This window comes from Prescottella soli (genome assembly GCF_040024445.1).
GTDB lineage: Bacteria > Actinomycetota > Actinomycetes > Mycobacteriales > Mycobacteriaceae > Prescottella > Prescottella soli.
The window spans coordinates 2,460,017-2,484,519 of the sequence record NZ_CP157276.1 but is presented as its reverse complement, the minus strand read 5'-3'; the positions used below and the strand labels follow the sequence as shown (position 1 = coordinate 2,484,519).

Below are 24,503 nucleotides of genomic sequence, written 5' to 3'. Positions count from 1 at the left end.
ACTCCTGGTGACGCACCTCGGTAAGCTCGACAGCTGGACTTGCATCAATCCATCTATCCGGAGGTACACACGCGTGGCTCTCGTCGTCCAGAAGTACGGGGGATCCTCGGTCTCGAGCGCCGAGCGCATCCGGCGCGTCGCTGAACGGATCGTCGAGACCAAGAAGGCGGGCAACGACGTCGTCGTGGTCGTCTCGGCGATGGGCGACACCACTGACGAGCTGCTCGATCTCGCGCAGCAGGTGTGCCCGGTGCCGCCGGCCCGCGAGATGGACATGCTGCTCACCTCGGGTGAGCGCATCTCCAACGCGCTCGTCGCGATGGCGATCCATTCGCTCGGCGCGCAGGCGCGGTCCTTCACCGGATCGCAGGCCGGCGTCATCACGACCGGAAGCCACGGCAACGCCAAGATCATCGACGTCACCCCGGGCCGCGTCCGCACCGCGCTCGACGAGGGCTCGATCGTGCTGGTCGCCGGCTTCCAGGGCGTGAGCCAGGACAGCAAGGACGTCACCACGCTCGGCCGCGGTGGCTCTGACACGACGGCCGTCGCGCTTGCCGCGGCGCTGAAGGCCGACGTCTGCGAGATCTACACCGACGTCGACGGTGTCTTCACCGCCGACCCGCGCATCGTGCCCGACGCGCAGCGCCTCGACACCGTCTCCTTCGAGGAGATGCTCGAGATGGCCGCGTGCGGCGCCAAGGTTCTGATGCTGCGCTGCGTCGAGTACGCCCGCCGCTACAACGTGCCCGTGCACGTCCGCTCGTCATACACGACCAAGCCCGGAACGATCGTGTCCGGATCGATGGAGGACATTCCCGTGGAAGAAGCCCTGATCACCGGTGTTGCCCACGACCGTGGCGAGGCCAAGGTCACCGTCGTCGGCCTGCCCGATACGCCGGGCCACGCCGCCAAGGTCTTCCGTGCCGTCGCCGAGGCCGAGATCAACATCGACATGGTGCTGCAGAACATCTCCAAGGTCGAGACCGGCAAGACCGACATCACCTTCACGCTGCCCAAGGCCGACGGCCCGCGCGCGGTGGAGAAGCTGACGGCCCTGCAGTCGGAGATCGGCTTCACACAGCTCCTGTTCGACGACCTCATCGGCAAGGTGTCGCTCGTCGGCGCCGGCATGAAGAGCCACCCGGGCGTCACCGCCAAGTTCTGCGAGGCCCTCGCCGAGGCGGACGTCAACATCGACCTGATCTCGACGTCGGAGATCCGCATCTCGGTGCTGGTCAAGGACACCGATCTGGACGACGCCGTGCGCGCGATCCACGCAGCTTTCGAACTCGGCGGCGAGGAAGCGGCCGTCGTACACGCAGGAACGGGACGGTAATTCGAGATGACCACCATCGCTGTCGTCGGTGCCACCGGCCAGGTCGGCATCGTCATGCGCACCCTGCTCGAGGAGCGCAACTTTCCGGCCGACAAGGTCCGGTTCTTCGCGTCCGCGCGCTCGGCCGGCAAGACGCTGCCGTTCCGCGGTGAGGACATCGTGGTCGAGGACGCATCCGCGACCTCCGACGAGGACCTGAAGGGCATCGACATCGCGCTGTTCTCGGCCGGTGCGACGCTGTCGCGCGCGCAGGCCCCGCGCTTCGCCGCCGCCGGTGCGATCGTCGTCGACAACTCGTCGGCGTGGCGCAAGGATCCCGAGGTTCCCCTCGTCGTCAGCGAGGTCAACCCGGAGGAGACCAAGAACCCGCCGAAGGGCATCATCGCCAACCCGAACTGCACCACGATGGCCGCGATGCCGGTCCTCAAGGTGCTGCACGACGAGGCGGGCCTGCAGCGCCTGATCGTCAGCAGCTACCAGGCGGTCTCGGGCAGCGGCATCGCCGGTGTCGAGGAGCTCGTCGGCCAGGTGCGCGCCGTCGCCGACGACGCCGAGAAGCTGGTGCACTCCGGTGCGGCCGCCGACTTCCCGGCCCCGAACAAGTACGTCGCGCCCATCGCGTTCAACGTCGTGCCGCTCGCCGGTGCGCTCGTCGACGACGGCAGCGGCGAGACCGACGAGGACCAGAAGCTTCGCAACGAGAGCCGCAAGATCCTCGGCCTGCCGGACCTGCTGGTGTCGGGCACGTGCGTGCGCGTCCCGGTCGTCACCGGCCACTCGCTCGCGATCAACGCCGAGTTCGAGCGTCCGCTGTCGGTGGAGCGCGCCAAGGAACTGCTCGCCGACGCTCCGGGCGTCGAGCTGGTGGACGTGCCGAACCCGCTCGCGGCCGCCGGCGGCGACGTGTCCCTCGTCGGCCGGATCCGTCAGGACCCGGGTGCCCCCGAGGGGCGTGGCCTGGCGCTGTTCGTGTCGGGCGACAACCTGCGCAAGGGTGCGGCGCTCAACACCATCCAGATCGCAGAGCTGCTCGTCTAGCTCCCGCTCTCACCGCGTGCGCGGTCACCGGGCCTTCGGGCCCAGGTGGCCGCGCGCGCGTCTTTTCCGGGCCATTCCGGCGGCCGGGACGGACCTTCCCACCGACGTTTTCCGCGGTCCCGATCGCCCGCAGGTGGCGGCGCGCGGGAACTATCATCCGAGGGTGCCCCCACCGACGACGTCGCTGGTCCGGGTCGAGCACCTCACCCGACGGTTCGGAGCTCGGCGAGGGATCACCGATGTCGATTTCCGGATCGACGAGGGGGAAGTATTCGGGTTCCTCGGGCCGAACGGTGCAGGCAAGACCACGACGATCCGGATTCTCCTCGGCCTGTATCGGCCGACGTCGGGATCGGTGCGGGTGTTCGGCCTCGATCCGGGACGCGAGGCCGAACGGATCCTGCAGCGGGTCGGATACCTGCCCGGCGAGTTGGCACTGCACCCCGGACTCACCGGCGCCCAACACCTCGACCGGTTCGCGCGCATCCGGGGACTGACGGACCGGCGATATCGCGACCAGCTCGTGGAGCGGTTCGGGGCGGAGCTCGACACGCCGGCCCGCGCTCTCTCGAAGGGGAATCGCCAGAAGATCGGTCTCGTCATGGCGTTCATGCACCGGCCCGATCTGCTGGTCCTGGACGAGCCGACGATCGGGCTCGACCCGCTCGTGCAGGACGAGTTCGCAGACCTGGTACGCGAAACGGTGGCGGACGGGCGGACCATCCTGTTCTCGTCGCACGACCTGGACGAGGTGCAGCGGCTCGTCGAGCGCGTCTGCATCCTGCGCGACGGTCGGGTGGTGGTGACCGCGGGCGTCGAGAGTCTGCGCCGGACGTCACCGCGCACGATCGAGCTTCGATTCGAGCAGCCCCCGCAACCGGACGTGTTCGAACGACTCGACGGGGTCCAGGTTCGATCGAGTGACGGCGGGCGGATCGAACTGTCGGTGACCGGGGAGGTCGCACCGATGCTGCGCGCGGCGGCCGACCAGGGCGCCGTCGACATCACCGCGCGGCGGGCCGACCTCGACGAATTGTTCCGCGGCTACTACCGCGGCGAGCAGGGCGCGGAGGCATCCGATGGCGACTGATCTCGTCCGACTCGACCTCCTGCTGCGCCGTCGCTCCCTGATCGGCTTCTCGCTGGGAATGGCCGCCTACACCTTCGTGATCGTCGCGCTGTACCCGGCGTTTCGGCACGAGACGGGGCTCGACAAGCTGATGTCCGAGAACTCCACCTTCGCGGCGCTGCTCGGCATCAGGGGATCGCTGACGTCGGCGTCCGGATGGCTGAACGCGAACCTGTACACCAACTTCCTGCCGCTGGTCGTCCTGCTCCTCACCGTTGGATACGGGGCGTCGTGCATCGCCGGCCAGAACGAGGACGGCACGCTCGGGCTGGTCGCGTCGTTGCCGCTGACCCGAACGCGGATCGCGCTCCAGAAGGTCGGCGCCATGTGCTTGGTCGCGGTGCCGGTGTCGGCGGTGACGGCGATCAGCGTGTTCCTCGGGCGCGGGTTCGGGCTGCGAGTCGACGCGGCCGCCCTCGTCGGCGTCACGATTGCGGTTCTCTTGCTGGGCATCGACTTCGGAGCACTGGCGATGTTGATCGGATCGCTCACCGGAAGCCGGAGCGTCGCGCTGGGGGTGGCCTCGTCAGTGACCGCGGCCGCATACCTCGTCAATTCGCTCGCACCGGTTGTCAGTTGGATCCGGCCCGCGCGGCTCGCCTCCCCGTTCTTCTACGCGGTCGGCGACGGCCAACTCGTCGAGGGCGTGTCCGTCACCGCCTTCGTCGTCCTGTCCGCCGTCGCGGTGGCCCTGTCCGCCGCCACCGTGGTGGCGTTCCGTCGGCTCGACGTCGACTGATCGGTCGCCGGACGGGAGCTCCTGTTGCTGCCGAGTCGATCAGCCTCGTACTGTCACGGACAGTCGTCGGGCGTCGGCCCGCCGCGTCCTTTGCAGGTGAGGAGACGGTGACGGTGGATGCCGGGAACAGCGCCGAGTGGGGGCCGCTTCTCGAACGACTCGCCGAGCGGAAGGAATCCGCCCGCGCGATGGGCGGCGCCGCGAAGGTCGCCCGCTACCGGGTGCCCGGGCGGCTGGACGCCCGCGGCCGCGTCGCCGGCTTGCTGGACCCCGGGACGTTCGTCGAATTGGGCCCGCTCGCAGGCGATCCGGCGATACCGGCCGACGCGTTCGTCGCCGGATCCGGGGCGGTCGACGGCCGCCCGGTGATGGTCGGGGCCGAGGACTTCACCGTCGCGGGCGGCTCGATCGGCACCGCGGCCGCGTCCAAGCGGACCCGGGTGGCCCAGCTCGCGCTGCGGAACCGGACGCCGCTCGTGGTGTTGCTCGAGGGCGCCGGGCATCGCGCGACCAACGCGCTGGAACGGAACCGACCGGCGCCCAACGATCTTCAGGCGATGGCCGACCTGTCGGGACTGGTGCCCACCGTCACGATCGTCACGGGGCCGTCGGCCGGACACGGGGCGCTGGCCGCGCCGCTATCGGATTTCGTGATCATGGTGGACGGACACGGGGCGCTGTTCACCGCCGGCCCGCCGCTCGTCGCGGCGTCCACGGGTGAGCAGGTCGACAAACAAGCACTCGGAGGACCGCAGGTCGCGATCGACACGTCCGGCGTCGCGCACAATCTCGCCGAGTCGGACGAGGCCGCGCTGGCGCTGGCCCGTCGCTATCTGTCGTACTTCCCGAGCAGCGCGTGGCAGCCCCCGCCGTGGGTGGGGCCGGACGGCGGCAACCACGACGTGGGGGAACGGCACCTACCCGAGTTGCTCGATCTGATTCCGGTGAACCAGAAGCGCCCGTACGACATGCGGGTGATGCTCGGCGCGTTGGCCGATGCCGGCACCGTCACCGAGATCCAGCCGAGCTACGGGACGTCGATCATCACCGCACTGACTCGGATAGGTGGGCATTCGGTCGCCGTCGTCGCGAACCAGCCGACGGTGATGGCGGGCGCCGTGACGGTGGCGGCCGCCGACAAGGCCGCGGCCTTCCTCCAGTTGGCGGGCGCCTTCCATCTGCCGGTGCTGTTCCTCGCGGACAACCCGGGTGTGATGGCGGGCAGTGGATCCGAGAAGGCGGGCATCCTCAAGGCCAGCGCGCGGATGTTCGCGGCGCAGCACCGGCTGCGGACCCCCAAGTTCCATGTGACGGTGCGCAAGGCGTTCGGGTTCGGCAGTTCGGTGATGGGCATGAACCCCTACGACAACCAGACGATGACGCTCGCGTTCCCCGCCGTCACCCTCGGTGGCATCCCCGCGGACGTCGGAGGGCGCACCGCGAAGGAGGACGACGAGACCCGGCGCGCGCTGGTCGAGAACGAGGCGTCCGGCCCGTGGGCGCTGGCGCAGACGCTGTTCTACGACGACATCATCGACCCGCGGGAGCTGCGGAACATCCTGATCCACGGGCTGAACACGAGTGTGCGGGACGATGCCGTCGAGCCCGTTGCGCACCACGGTTATCTGCGTTGAGGTGGGCAGCTCAGGATCCGACCGGGCGCGTGATGCGCGCAGTGCCCGCCACCCCGGACAGCAGCGTCACGATCGCGATCCCGACGACGAGGTAGATGAGCGAACTGCCGATCTTCGAGTCGGTCGACGCGTAGACGGTGTACGGCCACAACGCCACGGCGACGGTCGCGAGTATGCCGATCCAACCGAAGAACGACGTCGCGCGGGGCGTCGAGACCATGAGTAGGTGCAGCAGTGCCGTGGCGAGCAGTGCGGCGACGATCGCGTATCCGGCGATCGTCGTCACCTGGGATTCCCCGAAGGTCGTGTCGGGAGTGATGACCGCGATGTCGAGCAAGCCTCGGACGACCAGCAGACCCACCACCGCGGCGAGGGCCGCGACGAGAGCGGTGGCCACGCCGCCGGACCACAGTCGTTTCGCGTCGACCGCGGCTGCGGCCTGCGGGCCGGGGGGATACGCGCTCATCGAGTGCTCCTTCCGGGTGCCGAACGGGAACCTGTCCTGTCGACACGGTAGGGCGTCGTCGAGCGCGGGCCGTCACCCTCCGCGGGTGAACGCGAACTCCTCGCGCAGTCGCGTCAGCGCGCGGTGCTGGGCGACGCGGACCGCGCCCGGGGTCGTGCGCAGCTCGTCCGCGGTCTCGGCCGCCGTCTTCTCTTCGATGATGCGCAGGCGGAGGATGTGACGCTGCTGCGGTGTCAGGATGGCGAGCATCGACTCGACGCGGCGCAGGTCGTCCGACCGGACCGCGTGGTCTTCCGGGGTGTCGGTGTCCGCGCCGATCTCGGGGAGGTCACCGACCGGACAGCACCGGTCGCGTTGCGCCGCACGCAGCGCGTCGGTGACCTTGTGGCTGGCGATGCCGAACACGAACGCCGTGAAACGGCCCCGGTGCTCGTACCGCGGAAGTGCGTTGACCACGGCGATACACACCTCCTGGGTCACGTCTTCGACGGAGACCCGCCGTGCCCCGTGCAGTCGTGACCGGCAGAAGCCCAGCACCATCGGGCGGACGCGGGCCATGAGGTCGGCCAGCGCGCCGTCGGTCCCGACGGCCGCCGCGACCGCCATGCTGTCGACGTCGGTGCCCGTGGGCGACAGGGCGTAGCAGGTACTCACGATGCCCAGGTAACTCGCGTTTCCTGGACCTTTCCTTCAGCGAACCATGGAGGTTTCTGTGAGTGGCTCCACCGGTCCGCGCAGGTACCGGCCGACGGGCCCCTCGTCCAGCGCGAGCGCCTTGGTGATCACGGTGGCGCTGACGATGATGACGCACGCGACGAACATCCACCCGATCGCGGTGAACACCAGGCCGAGCTCGCCGAACTTGGTCTCGGCGGCGGCCGCCGTCCGCGGCAGGACGATGTCGCCGGCAACGCCGAGCGCGGACAGGCCGACGGCGGTGATCACGCCGGTGGTCCACAGCACGCGGGGCGACAGGCGTCGTTCGGTGAGTAGGTACGGCACCAGGGACCACAGGCCCGTCCACACCGCGAACTGCGCGACGAGGGCGAGGCACCCGCCCAGGTACGGAACGTCGCGCAGGATCTCGGTGAACCCGACCAGTGCGGCGGACGATGCCACCGACAGCAGGACCGCGACCCACCGCCACCAACTGGACATCTTCAGCGTCGGCACGTGCCACACCCGGCCGTACATCCGGCCCAGCGCCCGGGCGAAGGACGTGCCACTGAGCACCACCATGAGCAGGCCGATGATGCCGAACGCGGCGAACGTCGGTTCGGTGGGTTCGAAACTTCCCGGTGGCACGTCGACGGAATCGAGGTTGATGCCGAACTGGGAGAAGAATCCCGCCGTGAATGTGTCGCGGCTGCCGACGGTCGACGCCACGATCACGACGGGCAGCACCGACGTGAACGACTGCGCCGCCAACGTCATCGACCGGTCCGCCCAGTCGATATCGACGATCCCCGACAGCATGCGCTGCACGGTCCGGCCGGGCGCGGTGCCGCGCAGCCAGCCTTGCGCGGTCTCCGACCGAGCGGCGAGCGCCTCGCGTGCCAACGCGACGTTGAACTTGGACGACCGCACGGCACCCCTCCGGTTCGGCGGGGCCCGACGCGTCGGGCCCCGATGGACTGCAGACAGCGTAGGCGAACCGGACGATCGTGCCGGACAGGAGAATCGGGTGATCCCGCCGAGTCCGGCACAAGCACAGTACGGTGACGTTGCGTGCTGTCGAGACCGCCGGAGGCGCCCTTGAAGGACGTGGAGCACCCCGACGCCCGTGCGATGGCGCGCGAGGCGGTCCTGGCGGTGCTCGTGGGCGTGGCTGCCGCCGCGATCCCGATCGCGGTGTTCGAGGCCGTCCGCTTCGTCGCCGAGGTTCTGTACGTGCGTGTCCCGCACGCCTTCGGGTTCGGCGGCGATGACCGGTGGTGGATCCTGGCCGTCCTGACGACGGCCGGCGTCGTCGTCGGATCGATCGTGTGGCTGGCGCCCGGGCACGGTGGCCGCGACTCGGCGACGGCCGGCCTGATCGGGCCCCCGATCCCGTTGTCGGCGTTGCCGAGTCTGCTGGCGGCGATGGTGCTCGCGCTGGGTGCGGGAGTGAGCCTCAGCCCCGAGAACGTGCTGATCTCCGTCAATGCCGCGCTCGCGGTGTGGATCGTCGCCCGGCTGCGGCCCGCGTTCGCCTCGGAGCGCGTAATCGTGCTCGCGACGGCGGCGACGATCGGTGTCCAGTTCGGGACCCCGATCGCCGCGCCGCTCGCGTACCTCGAACTGACGGGGCGGCGGGTGCGGGGCAACCTGTGGGACGTCGTCTTCACGCCGCTGGTGGCGGCCGGCGCCGGCGCCGTCACGATGGCGGTCCTCCGCCGGCCGGTGCTGACGATCGACGTGCCCGGATCATGGTCGACGACGCTGCCCGACGTGCTCGGCGGCGCCGCATCGCCGCGGCCACCGCGGTGGTCGTGCTCGGCGCGGTGTACGGGTACCGGGCCCTGCACGGGCTGTTCCACCGCGTCCGCAACCCGGTGCTGATGACCGGTCTGGGTGGCGTCGTGCTGGGCGTCCTCGGCGCGCTCGGTGGTCCGCAGGCCATGTTCAAGGACGTCGTGACGATGCGGTCGCTGGTGTCGACGGCGCCGGAGACGTCGGTTCCGCATCTCGCGGTGGTGGGGTTGTGCAGCCTCGCCGCCTTCGCCGTCGCGGCCGCGAGCGGCTTCCGGGGCGGGCGTGTCATCGCGTCGGCCGTGCTCGGCGTGAACGCCGGCCTGATCGCGCACGCCCTCGTCCCGTCGGTGCCGGTGACACTCGCGGTCGCGTGCGCCGTCCTCGGCGCGGTGGTGGCGGCGGTGCGCAGCTGCTGGCTCGGGATCTTCATCCCGGCCGCGATGGTCGGCTCGGTGACGGTGCTGCCGGTGCTGTGCGTCGCGGTGCTGCCGGTATGGCTTCTGGTCGTGCGCCGCCCGGGCATGACAATTCGTCCGGCTCGCCCGGAACCGCCCGGAGTGTCCGGGTAGATCCGGCGAAAGCGTCAGGGCGGCAGCCTGTTCCGGCGTAGCGTCGGGCGGACGTGCTCCGGTAGGGCGACCACGGGGAGTGTGACGTGTCATGAGCGGACGGATGTCGAGGCGCGCGTTCAACTGCGGGCTCGCGTGGACCGCGGGGGCGCTCGGTGTCGGGGCGGCCGGGATCGCCTCGGTGCGGGCGCAGGATCTCGGCGGCTTCGGCAACATCGATCCGGCGCGCCCGCTGCTGTTCGAGTCGCCGAAGCTCGAGCCGTTCGTCGACGAACTGCCACGGCTGCCGGTGCTCACCGGCCCACAACTCGAACTGCGGGCCGCGAGCACCACCCACCGCTTCCACCGCGACCTGGATCCGTCGCCGGCCCTCGCGTACGGCGGCATGGACTACCTCGGACCCACGGTCGAAGCGCACAGCGGCGATCCGCTGATCGTCGCCTACCGCAACGAGATCGGTGTCCACCCGCTGGCCGCGGACTTCGACACCACACTGCACGGTGTCACCGAGCAGGACCGGACGTCGGTGCCGACGTCGATGCACCTGCACGGCGCGGAGACGCCGCCCGAGCACGACGGACACCCTGCGTTCCTGCAGCGACCGGGTCAGGGGCACGTCCATCGGTATCCGAACAGCCACGAGGGCACCCAGCTGTGGTACCACGACCACGCGATGGGTATCACCCGTCTCAACGTCTACGCCGGGCTCGCAGGCATGTTCCTGCTGCGCGACCAGTTCGACACGGGCACAGGTGGCAATGCGTGGGGCCTGCCCTCGGGGGAGTTCGAGATACCGCTTCTCCTGCAGGAGAAGATCTTCACCCCCGACGGGCGGCAGAGCATCCGCGCAACCCCGATGGTGCCGCAAGGCCGGTGGGACGGCGGCACCCCCGGTGACGTCGGAGTGGTGAACGGCAAGATCTGGCCCGAACTCGAGGTGGCGCGGGGGATGTACCGGCTGCGGCTCGTCAACGCCGCGTCGTTCAGTGTGTGGAATCTGTTCTTCGGCAACCGGATGCGGTTCTGGATCCTCGGCATGGAGGGCGGCATGCTGCCGGCGCCGGTGCCGTCGGCCCGGGTGCGGCTTTCACCAGGGGAGCGGGTCGACCTGCTGGTCGACTTCGCCGCGCTGGAGCCCGGTTCGACGGTGGAACTGTGCAACGACGAGCCGCCGCCACTCACCGCGTCCCAGCGCGGGGCTCGGGCGATGCCGCTGTTCTGCCGCTTCAAGGTTGCGGACGGCCGGGGCTTCACGGGTGCAGTGCCGGAGACACTGCGCGGTGGCCCGCGACAGCCCGCGGGCCTCGAGCCCATCCCGCCGCCGCAGGTGCAGCGGACCGTCACCGTTATGCAGCTGATCGATCCGTCGACCGGCGGAACGGTGATGTCGCTCAACAATCTTCTCTTCGGCGACCCCGACATCGAGATGCCGCGGCAGGGCGCGGTCGAACTGTGGAACATCGTCAACGTCGCGCCCGAGCCGCATCCGATTCACCTGCACCTGGTCAACTTTCGGGTCCTCGGCCGCCAGAGCATCGACGTGTCGCGCTACACGCAGCGGTACCCGCAGCCGTCGATCGGAACCAAGTGGGCGCCACCCGCCGACGAGTTCGCTACCTCGCCGCTGGTGCCGCCCGAGCCGTGGGAGACCGGACTCAAGGACACCGTGGTGGCCGATCCGGAGTCGATCACCCGCATCGTCGTCGCCTTCCCGACGGCGGAACGGCTCGGGTTCGACCCCGACGCGACATTCGGCGGCCAGAGTGCGGCACCGGCCCCGCCGCCGGCAGACCACGCCGGGCACGCGATGAGCGCGCCGGACCCGTCCGGTCCGCTGCAGGGCTACGTGTGGCACTGCCACATGCTCGACCACGAGGACCACGACATGATGCTCGGTTTCCGCACCGTCGCGCAGTGACCGAACGACCACGGACGTCGTCGGGGCGATGGCCACCGATCGGGCGGCGCGGTTGAAATCCTGACCGCCGGGGTAACCGAAGAGGCCAGATCACGAACCGACCGGACAGAAGGGACCCTGGATGAGCCCGACGCATGCCACACCTTCGCGGCGCGCGAGGTAGACCGCCGTGCCGACCGATGAAGGACGCAAGCTGGGCGTCGAAGAGGAGTTCCATCTCATCGACGCGACGACCCGGCGACTTGTCACACGCGCACCGGAACTGCTCGAGCGACTGCCCGGGGACGTTTACGTCGAGGAATTGCAGCGCTGCGTCGTGGAGGTCAACAGCGGGGTGTTCTCGGACCTCGCCGATCTCCGCGCCGACCTGACCCACCTGCGGCGAGTCCTCGTCGACACCGCCGCCGAACTCGGCGTAGGAGTAGTGGCCGCGGGGGCGGTGCCCCTCTCGGTGCCCGCCGAGATGGCGGTGACCGAGACCCCACGGTATCGGCGCATGCTCGCTGACTATCAGCTCCTCGCCCGCGAGCAGCTGATCTGCGGTACGCAGGTCCACGTGGACGTGGCGGACCGCGACGAGGCCGTGCAGATTGCCAACCGAGCCGCCCCGTACCTGCCGATCTTCCTCGCCCTCAGCGCGAGTTCACCGTTCTGGGCCGACGGCACCGACACCGGATACGCGAGTATGCGATCCCTGGTGTGGACCCGCTGGCCCACCACCGGCCCCGCGGCGCCCGTGAATTCTGCCGCGGAATACGACCAGCTGATCGACGACCTGGTCGGGACCGGTGTGATCAACGGCCCCGGGATGGTCTACTTCGACCTGCGGCCGTCCGATCGGTATCCGACGCTCGAGCTGCGGGTGTGCGACAGTTGCCCGTCGGTGGACACGATCGCGCTCGTCGCAGGGTTGTTCCGCGCCCTCGTCGACCGCGAGGCCGTCGCTCTTCACGAGGGAAGTCCGGCGCTGCAGGTCTCGCCCACGCTCGTTCGCGCGGCTATGTGGCGGGCAGCGCGTTCGGGTCTCGAGGGCGACCTGGTCGACGTGGAGACCGCGGCGCCGCGCCCTGCACCGCAGGTGGTCGACGGTCTTATCCGGTCGCTGCGACCCCACCTCGAGTCCGCCGGCGACTGGGACGTGGTCTCCGAGCTGGCAGACGTCACCCTGCGGGTTGGTAGCTCGTCGGCACGGCAGCGCCGGGTCCTGAGTCGGCGCGGGCGCCTGACCGACGTCGTGGACCTGCTGGCGGCGGAGACCGCCGGCCGCCTGGATCCCGAGGACTGTATCGACGACGCGGCGCCGGCCGGAAGCGCGATCACGAACTCGTTGCGGGGCGGCGGCGGTAAGGACACCTGGACCGTGACCGGGCCGCACGACGCGGCCACCACGGGCGACCGGCGCTGACAGCCCAGGAGGAGTTATCGAACATGTGTGGCATATGCGGTGAAGTTCGTTTCGACGGCGCGACGCCCGACGTGGCCGCGGTGGCCCGGATGACCGACGCGATGGTGACACGCGGGCCGGATTCGGCCGGCGCGTACGCCCAGCAGTCGGTGGCGTTCGGTCATCGCCGGTTGTGCATCATCGACCTGTCGGCGCGGGGCGGCCAGCCGATGGTCGACAGCGAACTGCGGTTGTCGCTGGTGTTCAACGGCTGCATCTACAACTACAAGGAGTTGCGCGCGGAGCTGCAGCGGGCGGGATACCGGTTCTTCTCGACGGCGGACAGCGAGGTCGTGCTCAAGAGCTTCCATCGCTGGGGCGCGGACTGTGTCCACCGGTTCAAGGGCATGTTCGCGTTCGCGATACACGAGATCGATTCGGGTGTAGTGACTTTCGCTCGCGATCGGCTGGGGATCAAACCCCTGTACTTCGCCGAGCAGCCGGGGCGGCTGCGGTTCGCCTCGACGGTGCAGGCGCTGCTGCGCGGCGGTGGCATCGACACCACGATCGATCGCGTGGCCCTGCACCACTATCTGAGCTTCGCCGCGGCCGTACCGGCGCCGCACACCATGTTCGAGGGCGTCCGCAAGCTGCCACCGGCGACGATCCGGGTGGTGCAGCCGGACGGAACGGCCACCGAAAGACAATACTGGGAACCGCGATTCGAGCCGTCGCCCGAACGGGCGTCGTGGACGCCGGCGCAATGGCAGCGCGCGCTGATGGACTCGCTGCGCACGGCGGTGTCACGACGGATGGTTGCCGACGTTCCCGTGGGGGTGCTGCTCTCGGGTGGCATCGATTCCAGCCTGCTCGTGGCCCTGCTGGCCGAACAGGGGCAGCGGGACCTGGCCACGTTCAGTATCGGATTCGACTCGGCCGGAGGCGAATCCGGAAACGAGTACTTCTACTCCGACCTGGTGGCGCGGACGTTCGGCACCGATCACCGGCAGATCCACATCGATCCGTCGCGACTGCCGGCGGCGGTGCCGAGGACGGTCGAGGCGATGAGCGAGCCGATGCTCAGTCACGACTGCGTGGCGTTCTTTCTGCTGTCGGAAGAGGTCAGCAGGTCCGTCAAGGTGGTGCAGTCCGGCCAGGGCGCCGACGAGATCCTCGGCGGCTACCACTGGTATCCCCCTCTGGTCGGGGTGGCGCGGGAACAGTCCGCCGAGGCCTACGCCAAGGTGTACCTAGACCGCACGCACGACGACATCGCCGCCCTGCTCGACCCCGACTACTGCCTCGATCACGACGTCAGCTGGGAATTCATCGTGCGGAACCACAGCGCGCCGGGTGCCGACACCTCCGTCGACGCCGCGCTGAGGCTCGACACGACGGTGATGCTCGTGGAGGATCCGGTCAAGCGGGTGGACACGATGACCATGGCGTGGGGGCTCGAGGCCCGGGTGCCGTTCCTCGACCACGAGTTCGTGGAGCTGGCGGCCAGCTGCCCGTCGGAGCTCAAACTGGCGGGCGACGGCAAGGGCGTGCTGAAGGAGGCCAGTCGTGGCCTGCTCCCGAACGCGGTGATCGACCGGACCAAGGGGTACTTCCCGGTGCCCGGCATACGGCACCTCGAGGGCGACGTCCTCGACCTCGTCAGGGACTCGCTGCGCAGCCGCAGCGCCCGCGAGCGACGGATGTACCGGCCGGAGGCACTCGACGCGCTGTTCTCCGCGCCCAACGACATCCGCACCGCCCGCGGCGTGAACACCCTGTGGCAGGTGGGCCTGCTGGAGATGTGGCTGCAGGCGATGGAGCGGTTGTGACTGCCGAGGGGCCGATGGAACAGGAAGGCCGACAACACATCCGCTTCACATCCGGTGCGTCGGTGTCGCCGGACGCGACCGGATTCGCGCACATCGTAGACGACGGGGGTTACCCCTGGGCGGTACAGCGGTTCCTGTCGGGCCGGCACGGCAGCACGGACCGTCGTGTGGAGCTACCCGTGCCCGGTCCGGTCACGCGGATCGTGCATTCGGCGGACAGTCGGTGGCTCGCGTGCCAGGTCGCTCCCCACGGCGGTAACCGCACCCAGGTGTGGGTCGTGCGAACCGACCCACTGGACCGTTCGGCCCGCCTCGTCGGGTCGCGGCACGCGGTCTCGACCGAGCTGATCGGATGGGACGGGAACCGGGTGGCGCTCACCGCAACCGACGAGGACGGAGTGGCGGAGGCGCGGTTGGTCGATCCACGCACGCAGGACACCGTCGTGCTGGACCGTCGTGTCGGCAGCTTCCTCGTCGACGCGTGGGCCGGATCGGCGCTGCTGCGGGTGGGCCCCCGCGGGCACCGCGAACTGCTGCTGCACCGCGACGACGGCAGCCGGATTCCGCTGCTGCCGTCCGACTTCGGGTCGACCACCGACGCGGGAGTCATCCTCGACGACCATCGCATCCTCGGCGTGCTCGGCCAGCACCGGTCGCCGTGGGCGTCGAGCGAGGGCGAGCCGGACAAGTACGTCCGCGCGCTCGTGCGTAGCGACAACGGTGCGGAGTTCCCGCGGCTGCTGGGAGTTGCCGCCTCCGAGCGAGGCGTCTCCTACCGGGTTCTGGCCGAGCGGGACAACTGCGGACTCGACGAGTTCATCGTCAGCGACGATCACAGCACCGTTGCCCTGCTGTGGAATTACAAGGGGCTCAGCGAATTGCAGATCCTGCATCTCGCAGACGGCACGCTCGATTCGCCGATCCGGCTGCCGGGACTGGTCGCGTCGGAGCTGAGTATCAGTGCCGACGGTTCGTTGCTGGCGGTCACCGTGCAGGGCCCCGGGATGCCGCCGTCGGTGGAGATCGTCGACCCGCGGACGGGGGAGTGGGGTCCGGTGGAACCGGCGCGGACCCGGATCGCCCGCGCCGACGCCCCGATGCTCGCCGAGCTCACCGCGCGCGACGGGTTACCTCTGACCGGGTGGCTGTACCGTGCGGCCGGGGACGGTCCCGGTCCGGTGATGCTCTGGTTCCACGGCGGACCGGAGCTTCAGGAACGCCCGGGGTACAGCGACTACTTTCCCGCCCTCGTCGAGGCCGGCATCACGGTCTTCGCGCCGAATGTGCGCGGCTCGGGCGGATTCGGCCGCACCTTTCTGCACGCCGACGAGCGGTACGGCCGATTCGCCGGCATCGACGACGTGGCGGACTGCGTGCGCTACGTCGTCGACAACGGACTCGCCGACTCCGGACGGATCGCGTGCGCCGGGCACTCGTACGGCGGGTACCTCACGTTGGCTGCACTCACGTTCCATCCCGACCTGTTCGCCACCGGCATCGCCATCTGCGGTATGAGCAACCTCGAGACCTTCTACGCCAACACCGAGCCGTGGATCGCGGCCGCCGCCTATCCCAAGTACGGGCATCCGGAGCACGACCGGGAACTGCTGTCCGAACTGTCTCCGATCCATCGCGTCGACGCCCTCGAAGCATCCGTCCTCGTGGTGCACGGCGCCAACGACACCAACGTGCCGGTCAGCGAGTCCGAACAGGTGGTGGCGTCCGTACAGGCCCGAGGCGGCGTCGCCGAACTCCTGTTGTTCGACGACGAGGGTCACGACATCGTCAAGCGGGAGAACCGGCACACCCTCGCGAAGACCATGGTGAACTGGCTGACCAGCCGGCTGGCCCCGGCCCCGGTGTCGGCGATCTGACGGGGGTGTCCGGAAGGATGATTGTCGACCACGACAGGCTCGTCGCTTGGCGACGGGATCTGCACGCCCACCCCGAACTGTCCTTCGCGGAGTTCCGGACGACCGCGCTCGTGCGCGATCACCTGCACGCGCTGGGACTCGACCCGGTGGTCCTGCCCGAGGGGACCGGACTGTGGTGCGACGTCGGCCCGGACACCCCGGCGTGCGTCGCGTTGCGGGCCGACCTCGACGCGCTCCCGCTGACGGAGACCACCGGGCTGCCGTACGCCTCGCGGGTCGAGGGGGTGTGCCATGCGTGCGGACACGACGCGCACACCGCGATGCTTCTCGAGGCCGCGACCGTGCTCGCGGCCGATCCGCCCGCACGGCGGGTGCGGTTGATCTTCCAGCCGGGTGAGGAGACCACCCCGGGAGGCTCCCTCGGGGTCGTCGCCGCCGGCGCGCTCGAGGGCGTCTCGCGGATCTTCGCCCTGCACTGCGCGCCGCAACTCGAGGTCGGCAAACTTGCCACGCGGGCCGGCCCGATCACCTCGTCCGGTGCCATGCTCACGGTGCGGCTGTCGTCCCCGGGCGGCCATTCGGCGCGTCCGCACCTGACGGGCGATCTGATCCACGCCGCGGCCGTGCTGATCACCGGGCTGGCGTCGGTGCTCGATCGCCGGCTCGATGCACGCACCGCCACCGTGCTGACCTGGGGCCGGATCCAGGCCGGCCGGGTCGGCAACGCCATACCGGAATCGGGGGAACTGGTGGGCACCCTGCGCAGCGCGTCGCACCGGACATGGGCCACGGTGGAGCCGCTGGTGCGGCGCGCCGTCGCAGACCTGCTCGCGCCCTACGGCGTCGAACACCAACTGGACTATGTGCAGGGCGTGCCGCCGGTGGTCAACGACCCCGAGGCAACCGGCGAGATGATCTCCGCGATCCAGTCCGTGGTGGGTCTCGAGAACCTGGCCGAGGCGGGACAGTCGAGCGGCGGTGAGGACTTCGCCTGGTACCTCGAGCACGTCCCGGGTGCCATGGCGCGCCTGGGAGTCTGGGACGGGCGCAGTCCGCGACACGACCTGCACACCCCGGACTTCAACCTGGACGAGCGAGCCCTCGTCCACGGGGTGCGCACCCTGCTCGCCCTCGCCTACGGTGGGTAGTCCGACACTTGATCCGTTCGGTCCGGAAACCACCGATTCCAGCGATTCGGCATGCCATGCTGGGTCGCGTCAACGCAGCGCGAGCAGGGGGTCGACTTTGGGGTTCTACACGGATCGGATCGTTCCGCACCTGGTGGACGTCTCGTGTGGGAACTCGCTGACCGAAGCGTCGAGGAAGCGGGTATGCGCGGGCCTTCACGGTCGCGTGATCGAGATCGGGTTCGGTTCGGGCCTCAACGTCCCCTTCTACCCGGAGGCCGTCGATTCCGTCAGCGCCGTCGAACCGGCCGACGAAGCGTGGAAGTTGGCGCGTGAACGTCTCGCTCACGCCGGAGTCCCCGTCGAGCGATCGGGGCTCGACGGTCAGTCACTTCCGTTCTCCGACAACATCTTCGACACCGCCCTGTCCACGTGGACGATGTGCACCATCCCCGACGTCCATGCCGCGTTGAACGAGGTGCGGCGAGTCCTGAAACCCGGCGGAACCCTCCACTTCGTCGAGCACGGACTCGCGCCACACGAGAAGGTTCAGCGCTGGCAGCGCCGGTTCGAGCCGATCCAGAAAGTCGTCGCCGGCGGTTGCCACATCACGCGCGAGATTCCCGACCTCATCCGAGCCGCAGGCTTCGAGATCCGTGACCTGGACACGTTCTACGAGAAGGGTGCGCCGAAGATCATGGGCGCCCTCTCACTCGGGGTCGCAGAGCCCATTGCTGGTTGAGCGTCGATACCGTCCGGGACCGATGATGGTCGCGCCGCACCGGGAGGTGCGCCGGCCGATCACGTGATGGTCAGAGTGTCGGCGGATGCTGTGACCGTTCGAGGCTGAAGTGGCTGCCGCGCCGGACCTCGGACGACGGAGCCGTCCGCTGCGGAGAAACGGCTGTTGTGGCACGGGCACTCGACAGCACCGTTCCGAACTCCCACCACCAGGCAACCCTGGTGCGTGCAGACCGCGGAGAAGGCCTTGAAAACGCCGCTCTCGGGTTGCGTGACGACGACTTTGCTCGCAGTCAGGACAATCCCGCCCCCGAGGGGGACGTCGGAGGCGGGTACCTCGATCGGATCACTGATGGTCGTGCTCGCGTCGCCCCCACTCGTTCCTGAACTGCAGGCAGTAGCGGCGAGGCCGCAGGCCGCGCAAGCGGTGATCAGGAAGGCGCGCCTCGGAACCTCTGTCCGGGTATCACTCACGGACTTCATCCTCACTTCGACACTCGGCCGCCGACGAGCTGTGTAACGATCATCCAGCGCCCCCCAACGTCGCCGGACACTACCAGCGCGGCGGATCATTCCGAATCCCTGGATGCGAGAAAGAGTCAGAGCGCACAGCTGCGCCGTTCATCCGATACGGGTGATGTGACGCCGGGTATTGCCGGGAATCCTGACCCGAGGACGATTTTCACGCCACATGCGGGCCTCGGGAACGGTCACGCAGTGCCGAACGGACGAGGAGACTGGTGATGCCGGATTCGAAGCCGAACATCGTGGTGATCTGGGGAGACGACATCGGGATCACCAACCTCAGCTGCTACAGCGACGGGATCATGGGATACCGGACGCCGAACATCGACCGCCTCGCCGACGAGGGCATGAAGTTCACCGACTCCTACGGGGAACAGAGCTGCACCGCGGGCCGCGCGTCGTTCATCACGGGTCAGAGCGTGTACCGGACGGGGATGAGCAAGGTCGGGATGCCCGGTGCCGACATCGGCCTGTCCGCGGAGGACCCGACCATCGCGGAGCTGATCAAGCCGCTCGGGTACGCGACCGGACAGTTCGGCAAGAACCATCTCGGTGACCTGAACAAGTACCTGCCGACCGTGCACGGGTTCGACGAGTTCTTCGGCAACCTCTACCACCTCAACGCCGAGGAAGAGCCGGAACTCCCGGACTATCCCGACGCGAAGCTGTACCCCCGCCTGTACAACCTCCAGAGGCCCCGCGGGGTCATTCGCTCCTGGGCCACCGAAGAGGACGATCCCACCGAGGACCCGAAGTTCGGCCGCGTGGGACGGCAGAAGATCGAGGACACCGGTCCGCTGACCAAGAAGCGGATGGAGACCATCGACGACGAGATCGCCGATGCGGCTGTCGACTTCGTCCGCCGCCAGCACGCAGCGGACACACCGTTCTTCATGTGGGTGAATTTCACCCACATGCACCTGCGCACGCACACCAAGCCGGAAAGCCTGGGGCAGTCGGGCATCTGGCAGTCGCCGTACCACGACACGATGATCGACCACGACAAGAACGTCGGCCAGGTCCTCGACGTCCTCGACGAACTGGGCCTCGCCGAGGACACGATCGTCATCTACAGCACCGACAACGGCCCGCACGCCAACACGTGGCCGGACGGCGCGACCACACCCTTCCGCAGTGAGAAGGACACCAACTGGGAAGGCGCATTCCGGGTTCCGCAGGTGATCCGGTGGCCCGGCAGGATCCCCGCGGGGGCAATCTCCAACGACATCGTCCAACATCACGACTGGCTGCCCACGTTCCTCGCGGCGGCCGGTGACACGGACGTCGTCGACAAGCTGAAGCAAGGACATGCCGTCGGGGACAAGACGTTCAAGGTCCACATCGACGGCTACAACCTGCTGCCGTACCTCACCGGGGAGGTGGACAGGAGTCCGCGCCGCGGCATGGTCTATTTCTCCGACGACTGCGATGTGCTGGGCGTGCGGTTCGAGAACTGGAAGATCGTCTTCATGGAGCAGCGGGCGACGGGCACGCTGGGGATCTGGGCGGAGCCGTTCACGGAACTGCGGGTCCCGAAGCTGTTCAACCTTCGCACCGACCCGTACGAGCGGGCCGATTCGACGTCGAACACGTACTGGGACTGGTTCCTCGACCACGACTACATCGTCTTCTACGGCACGGCGATCGGTACCGCCTTCCTCGACACGTTCAAGGAGTTCCCGCCGCGGCAGGAGCCGGCCACCTTCACGATCGACCATGCAGTGAAGAAGCTGCACGCCTTCCTCGCTCGGGACTGATCGCCGTGTCCGACACACTGGAGTCGTGGGTGGACGGGGAAACCAGATCCGCCATAGTCGATTTCGTCGACAGAGTGACCGGGGAGGGTGGACCCGACTACGTCGAACCCGCGGCGCGAGTCGCGGTGTTCGACAACGACGGCACGCTGTGGTGCGAGCAGCCGATGCCCATCCAGCTGGATTTCACGATCCGACGGCTGGGCGACATGGCGAGGCGCGATCCGTCGCTGAGGTCGCAGCAGCCGTGGAAGGCGGCGTACGAGAACGACACGCACTGGCTCGGCGCCGCCATGGTGAAGCACTATCACGGCGACGACGGGGATCTGAAGCTGTTGATGGGGGCGATCACTCGGGCCTTCGGCGAGGTGACCGTCGAGGAGTACGACGCCCGTGTGACCGGCTTCTTCGGCGCTGCGGATCATCCGACACTGGCCCGACCGTACCGGGGCTGCGGGTACACGCCGATGGTCGAGTTGCTGCGCTATCTGGAGGCGAACGGGTTCACCACCTACATCGCCTCGGGCGGCGATCGGGACTTCATGCGCCCGATCGCCGGGGAACTGTACGGGGTGCCGCCGGAACGCATCATCGGCAGCGCCCTCGGTCTCTCCTACCGGGAGGGTGAGGGCACGACCGACCTGCTCTACAAGGCCGCGATGGACTTCTTCGACGACGGCCCGGAGAAGCCGGTGCGGATCTGGAGCCGGATCGGTCGGCGCCCGATCCTGTCGGTCGGCAACTCCAACGGCGACCTTCCGATGCTCGCGTTCTCCGAACTGGCCGGCGCGCCGGCACTGCGGTTGTTGATCCACCACGACGACGGCGACCGGGAGTTCGACTACGTCGCCGGGGCGGAGGACGCGCTCGATCACGCGCGTCGCAACGACTGGACGGTGGTGAGCATGAAGAATGACTGGCACGAGGTGTTCGGTCCCGACACCGCCTGAGTAGGAAGGGGTCCTGTGGACACCGTCGTCGCCACCGAGATCAGCCAGGTCCCCGCCCAGACCTTCACGATGGGCTCGGACCGTCACTACGCGGAGGAGGGTCCGGCGCACCGCGTGGCGGTCGACGCGTTCGCCATCGAGACTCGACAGGTGACCAACGCGCAGTACGCGCGCTTCGTCGCCGACACCGGATACGTGACCGTGGCCGAGCGCCCGCTCGATCCCGCGGAGTATCCGGGGGCGCCCGCCGAGAACCTCGTTCCCGGATCGATGGTGTTCGTCAGAACCAGTGGGCCGGTGGATCTTCGACATCTCAGCCAATGGTGGCGGTGGACGCCCGGGGCGTCGTGGCGGCGTCCGGACGGACCCGCGTCCACGCTCGACGGCCGCGAAGACCATCCCGTGGTCCATGTCGCGCACGAGGACGCCCAGGCGTACGCCGTGTGGGCCGGCCGGGCGCTGCCCACCGAGGCGCAGTGGGAAGCGGCGGCGCGAGGCGGCCTCGACCAGGCCGAGTTCACCTGGGGTGACCGTGCGGAATCGGCCGGTCAGCGACTCGCGAACTTCTGGCACGGGGACTTCCCCTGGCGCGCCGACCGCGGATACGGCACCACCGCTGCGGTGGCGTCCTACCCGCCGAACCCGTACGGCCTGTACGACATGGCGGGCAACGTGTGGGAATGGACCGACGACTGGTACGCCGAAGGCCACAGCGGTGGGCAGTCGTCGTGCTGCGTACCGCGGAACCCGCGCGGTCCGGGGATCGCGGACAGCTTCGACCCCCGGCAACCGCAGTTCCGGGTGCCCCGCAAGGTCATCAAGGGCGGCTCGTTCCTCTGTGCCGACAGCTACTGCCGCCGCTACCGCCCGGCCGCGCGGAGGCCGCAGATGATCGACACCGGCATGAGCCACATCGGTTTTCGCTGCGTCACCGACTCTGTGTAACCCGGGCGCGGATCGTCGGGCCGGTCGGTGCGGTGTCGCCGCGCTACCAGGTCCGGTCGCCGCGCAGGACGGCGTCGGCGCCGCCGTCGACGAACACCACCTGTCCGGTGACGTGTGTGTTCTCGGGCGAGGTGAGCCAGGCCAGTAGCGGGGCGACCTGGTCGGGGCGGGCGTGGCCGTGCAGCGGCATCGGGACGGCGCCGTCGATGGCCTGACGTCCGGCGTCGGTGTCCAGCATCGCCTGGATCATCGGCGTGACGATGGTGCCGGGGGCGATGGCGTTGAGCGGGATTCCGGCACCGGCCCACTCGGGCGTGATCGCGGCGCGGCGAACCCATCGCGCGATCGCGACCTTCGACGAGGCATAGACCTGCGCGCCGTCTCCCTGCGCCACCGCCGCGGCCGCCGCGTCCACGGCGGCCGCCTCGTCGCCGGCCAGTGCGGCGTCGACGATCGCCGGATCGGACGGGTGCAGTGACGCGACGGACGAGATGACCACGGCCCGCGGATCGGTCCCGGCCGCGAGGAGCGGACGCAGACCCTCGAGGGTGGCGACCGCGCCGAAGTAGTTGACCTTGATCGTCAGCGGATCGAACAGGGCGACACCGGCGCACGCGACGACGCCGTCGAGTCGTCCGTCGGTGAGGTCGCGGGCCTGGTCGACGAGCGCCGTGCGGCCCGCCTCGGTGGCGAGGTCCGCGGTGATGTCGGCGTCGCGCAGATCGGCGCCGACGACGCGGACGCCCTGGTTGCGCAGGTACGTGGCGGTCGCGGCGCCGATTCCCGAGGCGCTGCCGGTGACGAGGAATGTACGGGTCATGTCCTGCCCTTTCGTCTCGGGGAAGGCCGGGCGTGAGCGGCCTCCTCGGCGCTTGGGTGCCAATCTGTGCCAGGTTGCCAGTTTGTGACACGCTGCTAGTGTGCGTCAAGACACATTCGGAGGTGATTCGTGGAGCGCGACCAGCGTGGATTGGCCGAGCGTCGGCGCGACGCGGTGCGCATGGACATCGCGGCGGCCGCCGCGAAACTGTTCATCGCCGACGGCTTCGACGCGACGTCGGTCGAGGACATCGCGGCGGGCGCCGGGATCTCGGTGCGCACGTTCTACCGGCACTGCGAGGCCAAGGAGGACACCCTCACGCCGGTGCTCACCTCCGGCATCCGGGACTTCGCGGAGTACCTCGCCGGCCGACCCGTCGACGAGTCCGTGGCCACCTCGGTGCACGAGGCGTTCGTCGAGTGCCTACGCCAGGACCGATACGCCGAATTCGTCTCCACCCGCGATCTCTTCGTCATCATGACGTCGGTGCCCGGCATCCGGGCCCGGTGGATGGTGGCGGCGCACGACCTCGCCGACGATGTGCGGCCTCACCTCGCCGAGCGGGCGGGCCTGGATCCGGCGGATATCGAGGCTCGGCTGTTGTCGCACATGTTGCTCGGCGCGCTCACCGTCGCGCTCGAGTACTGGGTGACCTGTGACCCGGATGACCCCGCCGGTCCGGTCGATGTCGGCGAACTGGCGGCGTCCGCGCTGTCCGTCCTGCGCCTGGACATCGACCGGTCGCCCCGAAACGTTTGACCCCCAACCCCATCGGAAGAAGCTCGACAGCAGAAACGGAGATTCACATGGCTCGGTCACTCGTACGCAGCATCGTCGTCGCGGCCGACGCGGACAGCGTCTGGTCCCACATCGGCGACTTCGATGGCCTCGGTGCGTGGCATCCCAGCGTCCCGCCGGCCGAACTCGAGGGCGATCCGACGCAGGTCGGCTCGATCCGCACGTTCTCGGTGGACGGGCGCGTCGTCGCCCGTGAACTCCTCGTCGCCCGCGATCCCGAGGCGCGCAGCTACAGCTACGAGGTGCTCGATCCGATGCTGCCCATCAGCGACTACGTCGCCACACTCGCCGTGATCCCGCAGGGCGGCAAGTCCGAGATCCGTTGGAGCGCAGAGTACAAGTCCGAGGATGACGCGGTCGCCACCGTGGAGCAGATCTTCGGTGACGGCGTCTACGTCGCGGGACTGCAGGCGGTGCAGGCGCACTTCGCCTGATCTACCCCGGCAAAGAGTTGAAGGGTCCCCTCGCGC

Annotated in this window: 22 protein-coding genes and 1 pseudogene; 18 read left to right on the top strand and 5 right to left on the bottom strand. The window is 69.1% G+C overall.

Annotation, left to right across the window (positions count from 1 at the left end; all coding sequences use genetic code 11):
• Positions 1–73: 73 nt before the first annotated feature.
• The 5 genes from ABI214_RS11695 (at position 74) to ABI214_RS11675 (ending at position 5,879) form a co-directional block, all read left to right on the top strand.
• The gene (locus ABI214_RS11695) at positions 74–1,339 is read left to right on the top strand and encodes an aspartate kinase (RefSeq protein ID WP_348610461.1); all 1,266 of its coding nucleotides are present in this window, start codon (positions 74–76) and stop codon (positions 1,337–1,339) included.
• A 6-nt stretch (positions 1,340–1,345) separates the two neighbouring features.
• Positions 1,346–2,377, top strand: coding sequence for an aspartate-semialdehyde dehydrogenase (locus ABI214_RS11690; RefSeq protein ID WP_348610458.1), 1,032 nt, complete (start codon positions 1,346–1,348; stop codon positions 2,375–2,377).
• 163 nt (positions 2,378–2,540) lie between these two features.
• A complete protein-coding gene (locus tag ABI214_RS11685; RefSeq protein WP_348610455.1) occupies positions 2,541–3,467 on the top strand; it encodes an ABC transporter ATP-binding protein in 927 nt (308 codons plus the stop codon).
• Positions 3,457–4,245 (top strand): ABC transporter permease subunit, encoded by a 789-nt coding sequence (locus tag ABI214_RS11680; protein WP_348610452.1) that lies wholly within the window; start codon positions 3,457–3,459, stop codon positions 4,243–4,245. Before ABI214_RS11685 ends, ABI214_RS11680 begins: the two co-directional genes overlap by 11 nt.
• 113 nt (positions 4,246–4,358) lie before the next feature.
• Positions 4,359–5,879: an acyl-CoA carboxylase subunit beta gene (locus ABI214_RS11675; RefSeq protein WP_408587378.1), complete on the top strand. Its 1,521-nt coding sequence runs from the start codon at positions 4,359–4,361 to the stop codon at positions 5,877–5,879.
• Positions 5,880–5,889: 10 nt separating this feature from the next.
• Here the strand turns inward: ABI214_RS11675 and ABI214_RS11670 are convergent, their stop codons facing one another.
• From ABI214_RS11670 to ABI214_RS11660, 3 genes are all read right to left on the bottom strand, one after another.
• A complete protein-coding gene (locus ABI214_RS11670) occupies positions 5,890–6,345 on the bottom strand; it encodes a DUF6069 family protein (RefSeq protein WP_348610446.1) in 456 nt (151 codons plus the stop codon).
• A 72-nt stretch (positions 6,346–6,417) separates the two neighbouring features.
• On the bottom strand, positions 6,418–6,999 hold the full coding sequence (locus ABI214_RS11665) for a sigma-70 family RNA polymerase sigma factor (RefSeq protein ID WP_348610443.1): 582 nt from the start codon (positions 6,997–6,999) through the stop codon (positions 6,418–6,420).
• A 36-nt stretch (positions 7,000–7,035) separates the two neighbouring features.
• Positions 7,036–7,932, bottom strand: coding sequence for a hypothetical protein (locus ABI214_RS11660; protein WP_348610440.1), 897 nt, complete (start codon positions 7,930–7,932; stop codon positions 7,036–7,038).
• Between the two features lie 141 nt (positions 7,933–8,073).
• Between ABI214_RS11660 and ABI214_RS11655 the strand changes: the two genes are divergently transcribed.
• The 8 genes and pseudogenes from ABI214_RS11655 (at position 8,074) to ABI214_RS11620 (ending at position 18,242) form a co-directional block, all read left to right on the top strand.
• On the top strand, positions 8,074–8,886 hold the full coding sequence (locus tag ABI214_RS11655; RefSeq protein ID WP_348610437.1) for a chloride channel protein: 813 nt from the start codon (positions 8,074–8,076) through the stop codon (positions 8,884–8,886).
• Positions 8,817–9,368: a hypothetical protein gene (locus tag ABI214_RS11650; protein ID WP_348610434.1), complete on the top strand. Its 552-nt coding sequence runs from the start codon at positions 8,817–8,819 to the stop codon at positions 9,366–9,368. Before ABI214_RS11655 ends, ABI214_RS11650 begins: the two co-directional genes overlap by 70 nt.
• Before the next feature lie 91 nt (positions 9,369–9,459).
• The gene (locus ABI214_RS11645; RefSeq protein ID WP_348610431.1) at positions 9,460–11,286 is read left to right on the top strand and encodes a multicopper oxidase family protein; all 1,827 of its coding nucleotides are present in this window, start codon (positions 9,460–9,462) and stop codon (positions 11,284–11,286) included.
• 169 nt (positions 11,287–11,455) lie between these two features.
• Positions 11,456–12,559, top strand: a pseudogene (locus tag ABI214_RS11640) (carboxylate-amine ligase); the annotation flags it as partial.
• Positions 12,560–12,714: 155 nt separating this feature from the next.
• On the top strand, positions 12,715–14,499 hold the full coding sequence (locus tag ABI214_RS11635; RefSeq protein ID WP_348610428.1) for an N-acetylglutaminylglutamine amidotransferase: 1,785 nt from the start codon (positions 12,715–12,717) through the stop codon (positions 14,497–14,499).
• 14 nt (positions 14,500–14,513) lie between these two features.
• A complete protein-coding gene (locus ABI214_RS11630; RefSeq protein WP_348611543.1) occupies positions 14,514–16,373 on the top strand; it encodes an alpha/beta hydrolase family protein in 1,860 nt (619 codons plus the stop codon).
• Positions 16,374–16,390: 17 nt separating this feature from the next.
• Complete coding sequence (locus ABI214_RS11625) at positions 16,391–17,521, top strand: amidohydrolase (protein WP_348610425.1); 1,131 nt, start codon at positions 16,391–16,393, stop codon at positions 17,519–17,521.
• Between the two features lie 97 nt (positions 17,522–17,618).
• On the top strand, positions 17,619–18,242 hold the full coding sequence (locus tag ABI214_RS11620; protein ID WP_348610422.1) for a class I SAM-dependent methyltransferase: 624 nt from the start codon (positions 17,619–17,621) through the stop codon (positions 18,240–18,242).
• Positions 18,243–18,301: 59 nt separating this feature from the next.
• Here ABI214_RS11620 and ABI214_RS11615 read toward each other — a convergent pair whose 3' ends face one another.
• Complete coding sequence (locus tag ABI214_RS11615; protein WP_348610419.1) at positions 18,302–18,724, bottom strand: ubiquinol-cytochrome c reductase iron-sulfur subunit; 423 nt, start codon at positions 18,722–18,724, stop codon at positions 18,302–18,304.
• Between the two features lie 260 nt (positions 18,725–18,984).
• Between ABI214_RS11615 and ABI214_RS11610 the strand changes: the two genes are divergently transcribed.
• From ABI214_RS11610 to ABI214_RS11600, 3 genes are all read left to right on the top strand, one after another.
• A complete protein-coding gene (locus ABI214_RS11610; RefSeq protein WP_348610416.1) occupies positions 18,985–20,523 on the top strand; it encodes an arylsulfatase in 1,539 nt (512 codons plus the stop codon).
• A gap of 5 nt (positions 20,524–20,528) precedes the next feature.
• Positions 20,529–21,470, top strand: a complete 942-nt coding sequence (locus tag ABI214_RS11605; protein WP_348610413.1) for an HAD family hydrolase — start codon at positions 20,529–20,531, stop codon at positions 21,468–21,470.
• 69 nt (positions 21,471–21,539) lie between these two features.
• Positions 21,540–22,415: a formylglycine-generating enzyme family protein gene (locus ABI214_RS11600; RefSeq protein WP_348611540.1), complete on the top strand. Its 876-nt coding sequence runs from the start codon at positions 21,540–21,542 to the stop codon at positions 22,413–22,415.
• A 43-nt stretch (positions 22,416–22,458) separates the two neighbouring features.
• Here the strand turns inward: ABI214_RS11600 and ABI214_RS11595 are convergent, their stop codons facing one another.
• A complete protein-coding gene (locus ABI214_RS11595) occupies positions 22,459–23,235 on the bottom strand; it encodes an SDR family oxidoreductase (RefSeq protein ID WP_348610410.1) in 777 nt (258 codons plus the stop codon).
• A 129-nt stretch (positions 23,236–23,364) separates the two neighbouring features.
• Here ABI214_RS11595 and ABI214_RS11590 point away from each other — a divergent pair, with 129 nt between their 5' ends.
• Positions 23,365–23,994 carry a TetR family transcriptional regulator gene (locus ABI214_RS11590; protein ID WP_348610407.1) on the top strand — a complete coding sequence of 210 codons (630 nt, stop codon included), beginning with the start codon at positions 23,365–23,367 and terminating at the stop codon, positions 23,992–23,994.
• Positions 23,995–24,041: 47 nt separating this feature from the next.
• Positions 24,042–24,467 (top strand): SRPBCC family protein, encoded by a 426-nt coding sequence (locus ABI214_RS11585; protein ID WP_348610404.1) that lies wholly within the window; start codon positions 24,042–24,044, stop codon positions 24,465–24,467.
• Positions 24,468–24,503 lie beyond the last annotated feature (36 nt).

Excerpts from the sequence above, each read along its gene's own strand:
- ABI214_RS11625 (WP_348610425.1), top strand. The coding sequence starts at position 16,391 with ATGATTGTCGACCACGACAGGCTCGTCGCTTGGCGACGGGATCTGCAC.
- ABI214_RS11615 (WP_348610419.1), bottom strand. The coding sequence starts at position 18,724 with ATGAAGTCCGTGAGTGATACCCGGACAGAGGTTCCGAGGCGCGCCTTC.
- ABI214_RS11670 (WP_348610446.1), bottom strand. The coding sequence starts at position 6,345 with ATGAGCGCGTATCCCCCCGGCCCGCAGGCCGCAGCCGCGGTCGACGCG.
- ABI214_RS11610 (WP_348610416.1), top strand. The coding sequence starts at position 18,985 with ATGCCGGATTCGAAGCCGAACATCGTGGTGATCTGGGGAGACGACATC.
- ABI214_RS11635 (WP_348610428.1), top strand. The coding sequence starts at position 12,715 with ATGTGTGGCATATGCGGTGAAGTTCGTTTCGACGGCGCGACGCCCGAC.
- ABI214_RS11600 (WP_348611540.1), top strand. The coding sequence starts at position 21,540 with ATGGGCTCGGACCGTCACTACGCGGAGGAGGGTCCGGCGCACCGCGTG.
- ABI214_RS11645 (WP_348610431.1), top strand. The coding sequence starts at position 9,460 with ATGAGCGGACGGATGTCGAGGCGCGCGTTCAACTGCGGGCTCGCGTGG.
- ABI214_RS11630 (WP_348611543.1), top strand. The coding sequence starts at position 14,514 with ATGGAACAGGAAGGCCGACAACACATCCGCTTCACATCCGGTGCGTCG.
- ABI214_RS11585 (WP_348610404.1), top strand. The coding sequence starts at position 24,042 with ATGGCTCGGTCACTCGTACGCAGCATCGTCGTCGCGGCCGACGCGGAC.
- ABI214_RS11690 (WP_348610458.1), top strand. The coding sequence starts at position 1,346 with ATGACCACCATCGCTGTCGTCGGTGCCACCGGCCAGGTCGGCATCGTC.
- ABI214_RS11595 (WP_348610410.1), bottom strand. The coding sequence starts at position 23,235 with ATGACCCGTACATTCCTCGTCACCGGCAGCGCCTCGGGAATCGGCGCC.
- ABI214_RS11680 (WP_348610452.1), top strand. The coding sequence starts at position 3,457 with ATGGCGACTGATCTCGTCCGACTCGACCTCCTGCTGCGCCGTCGCTCC.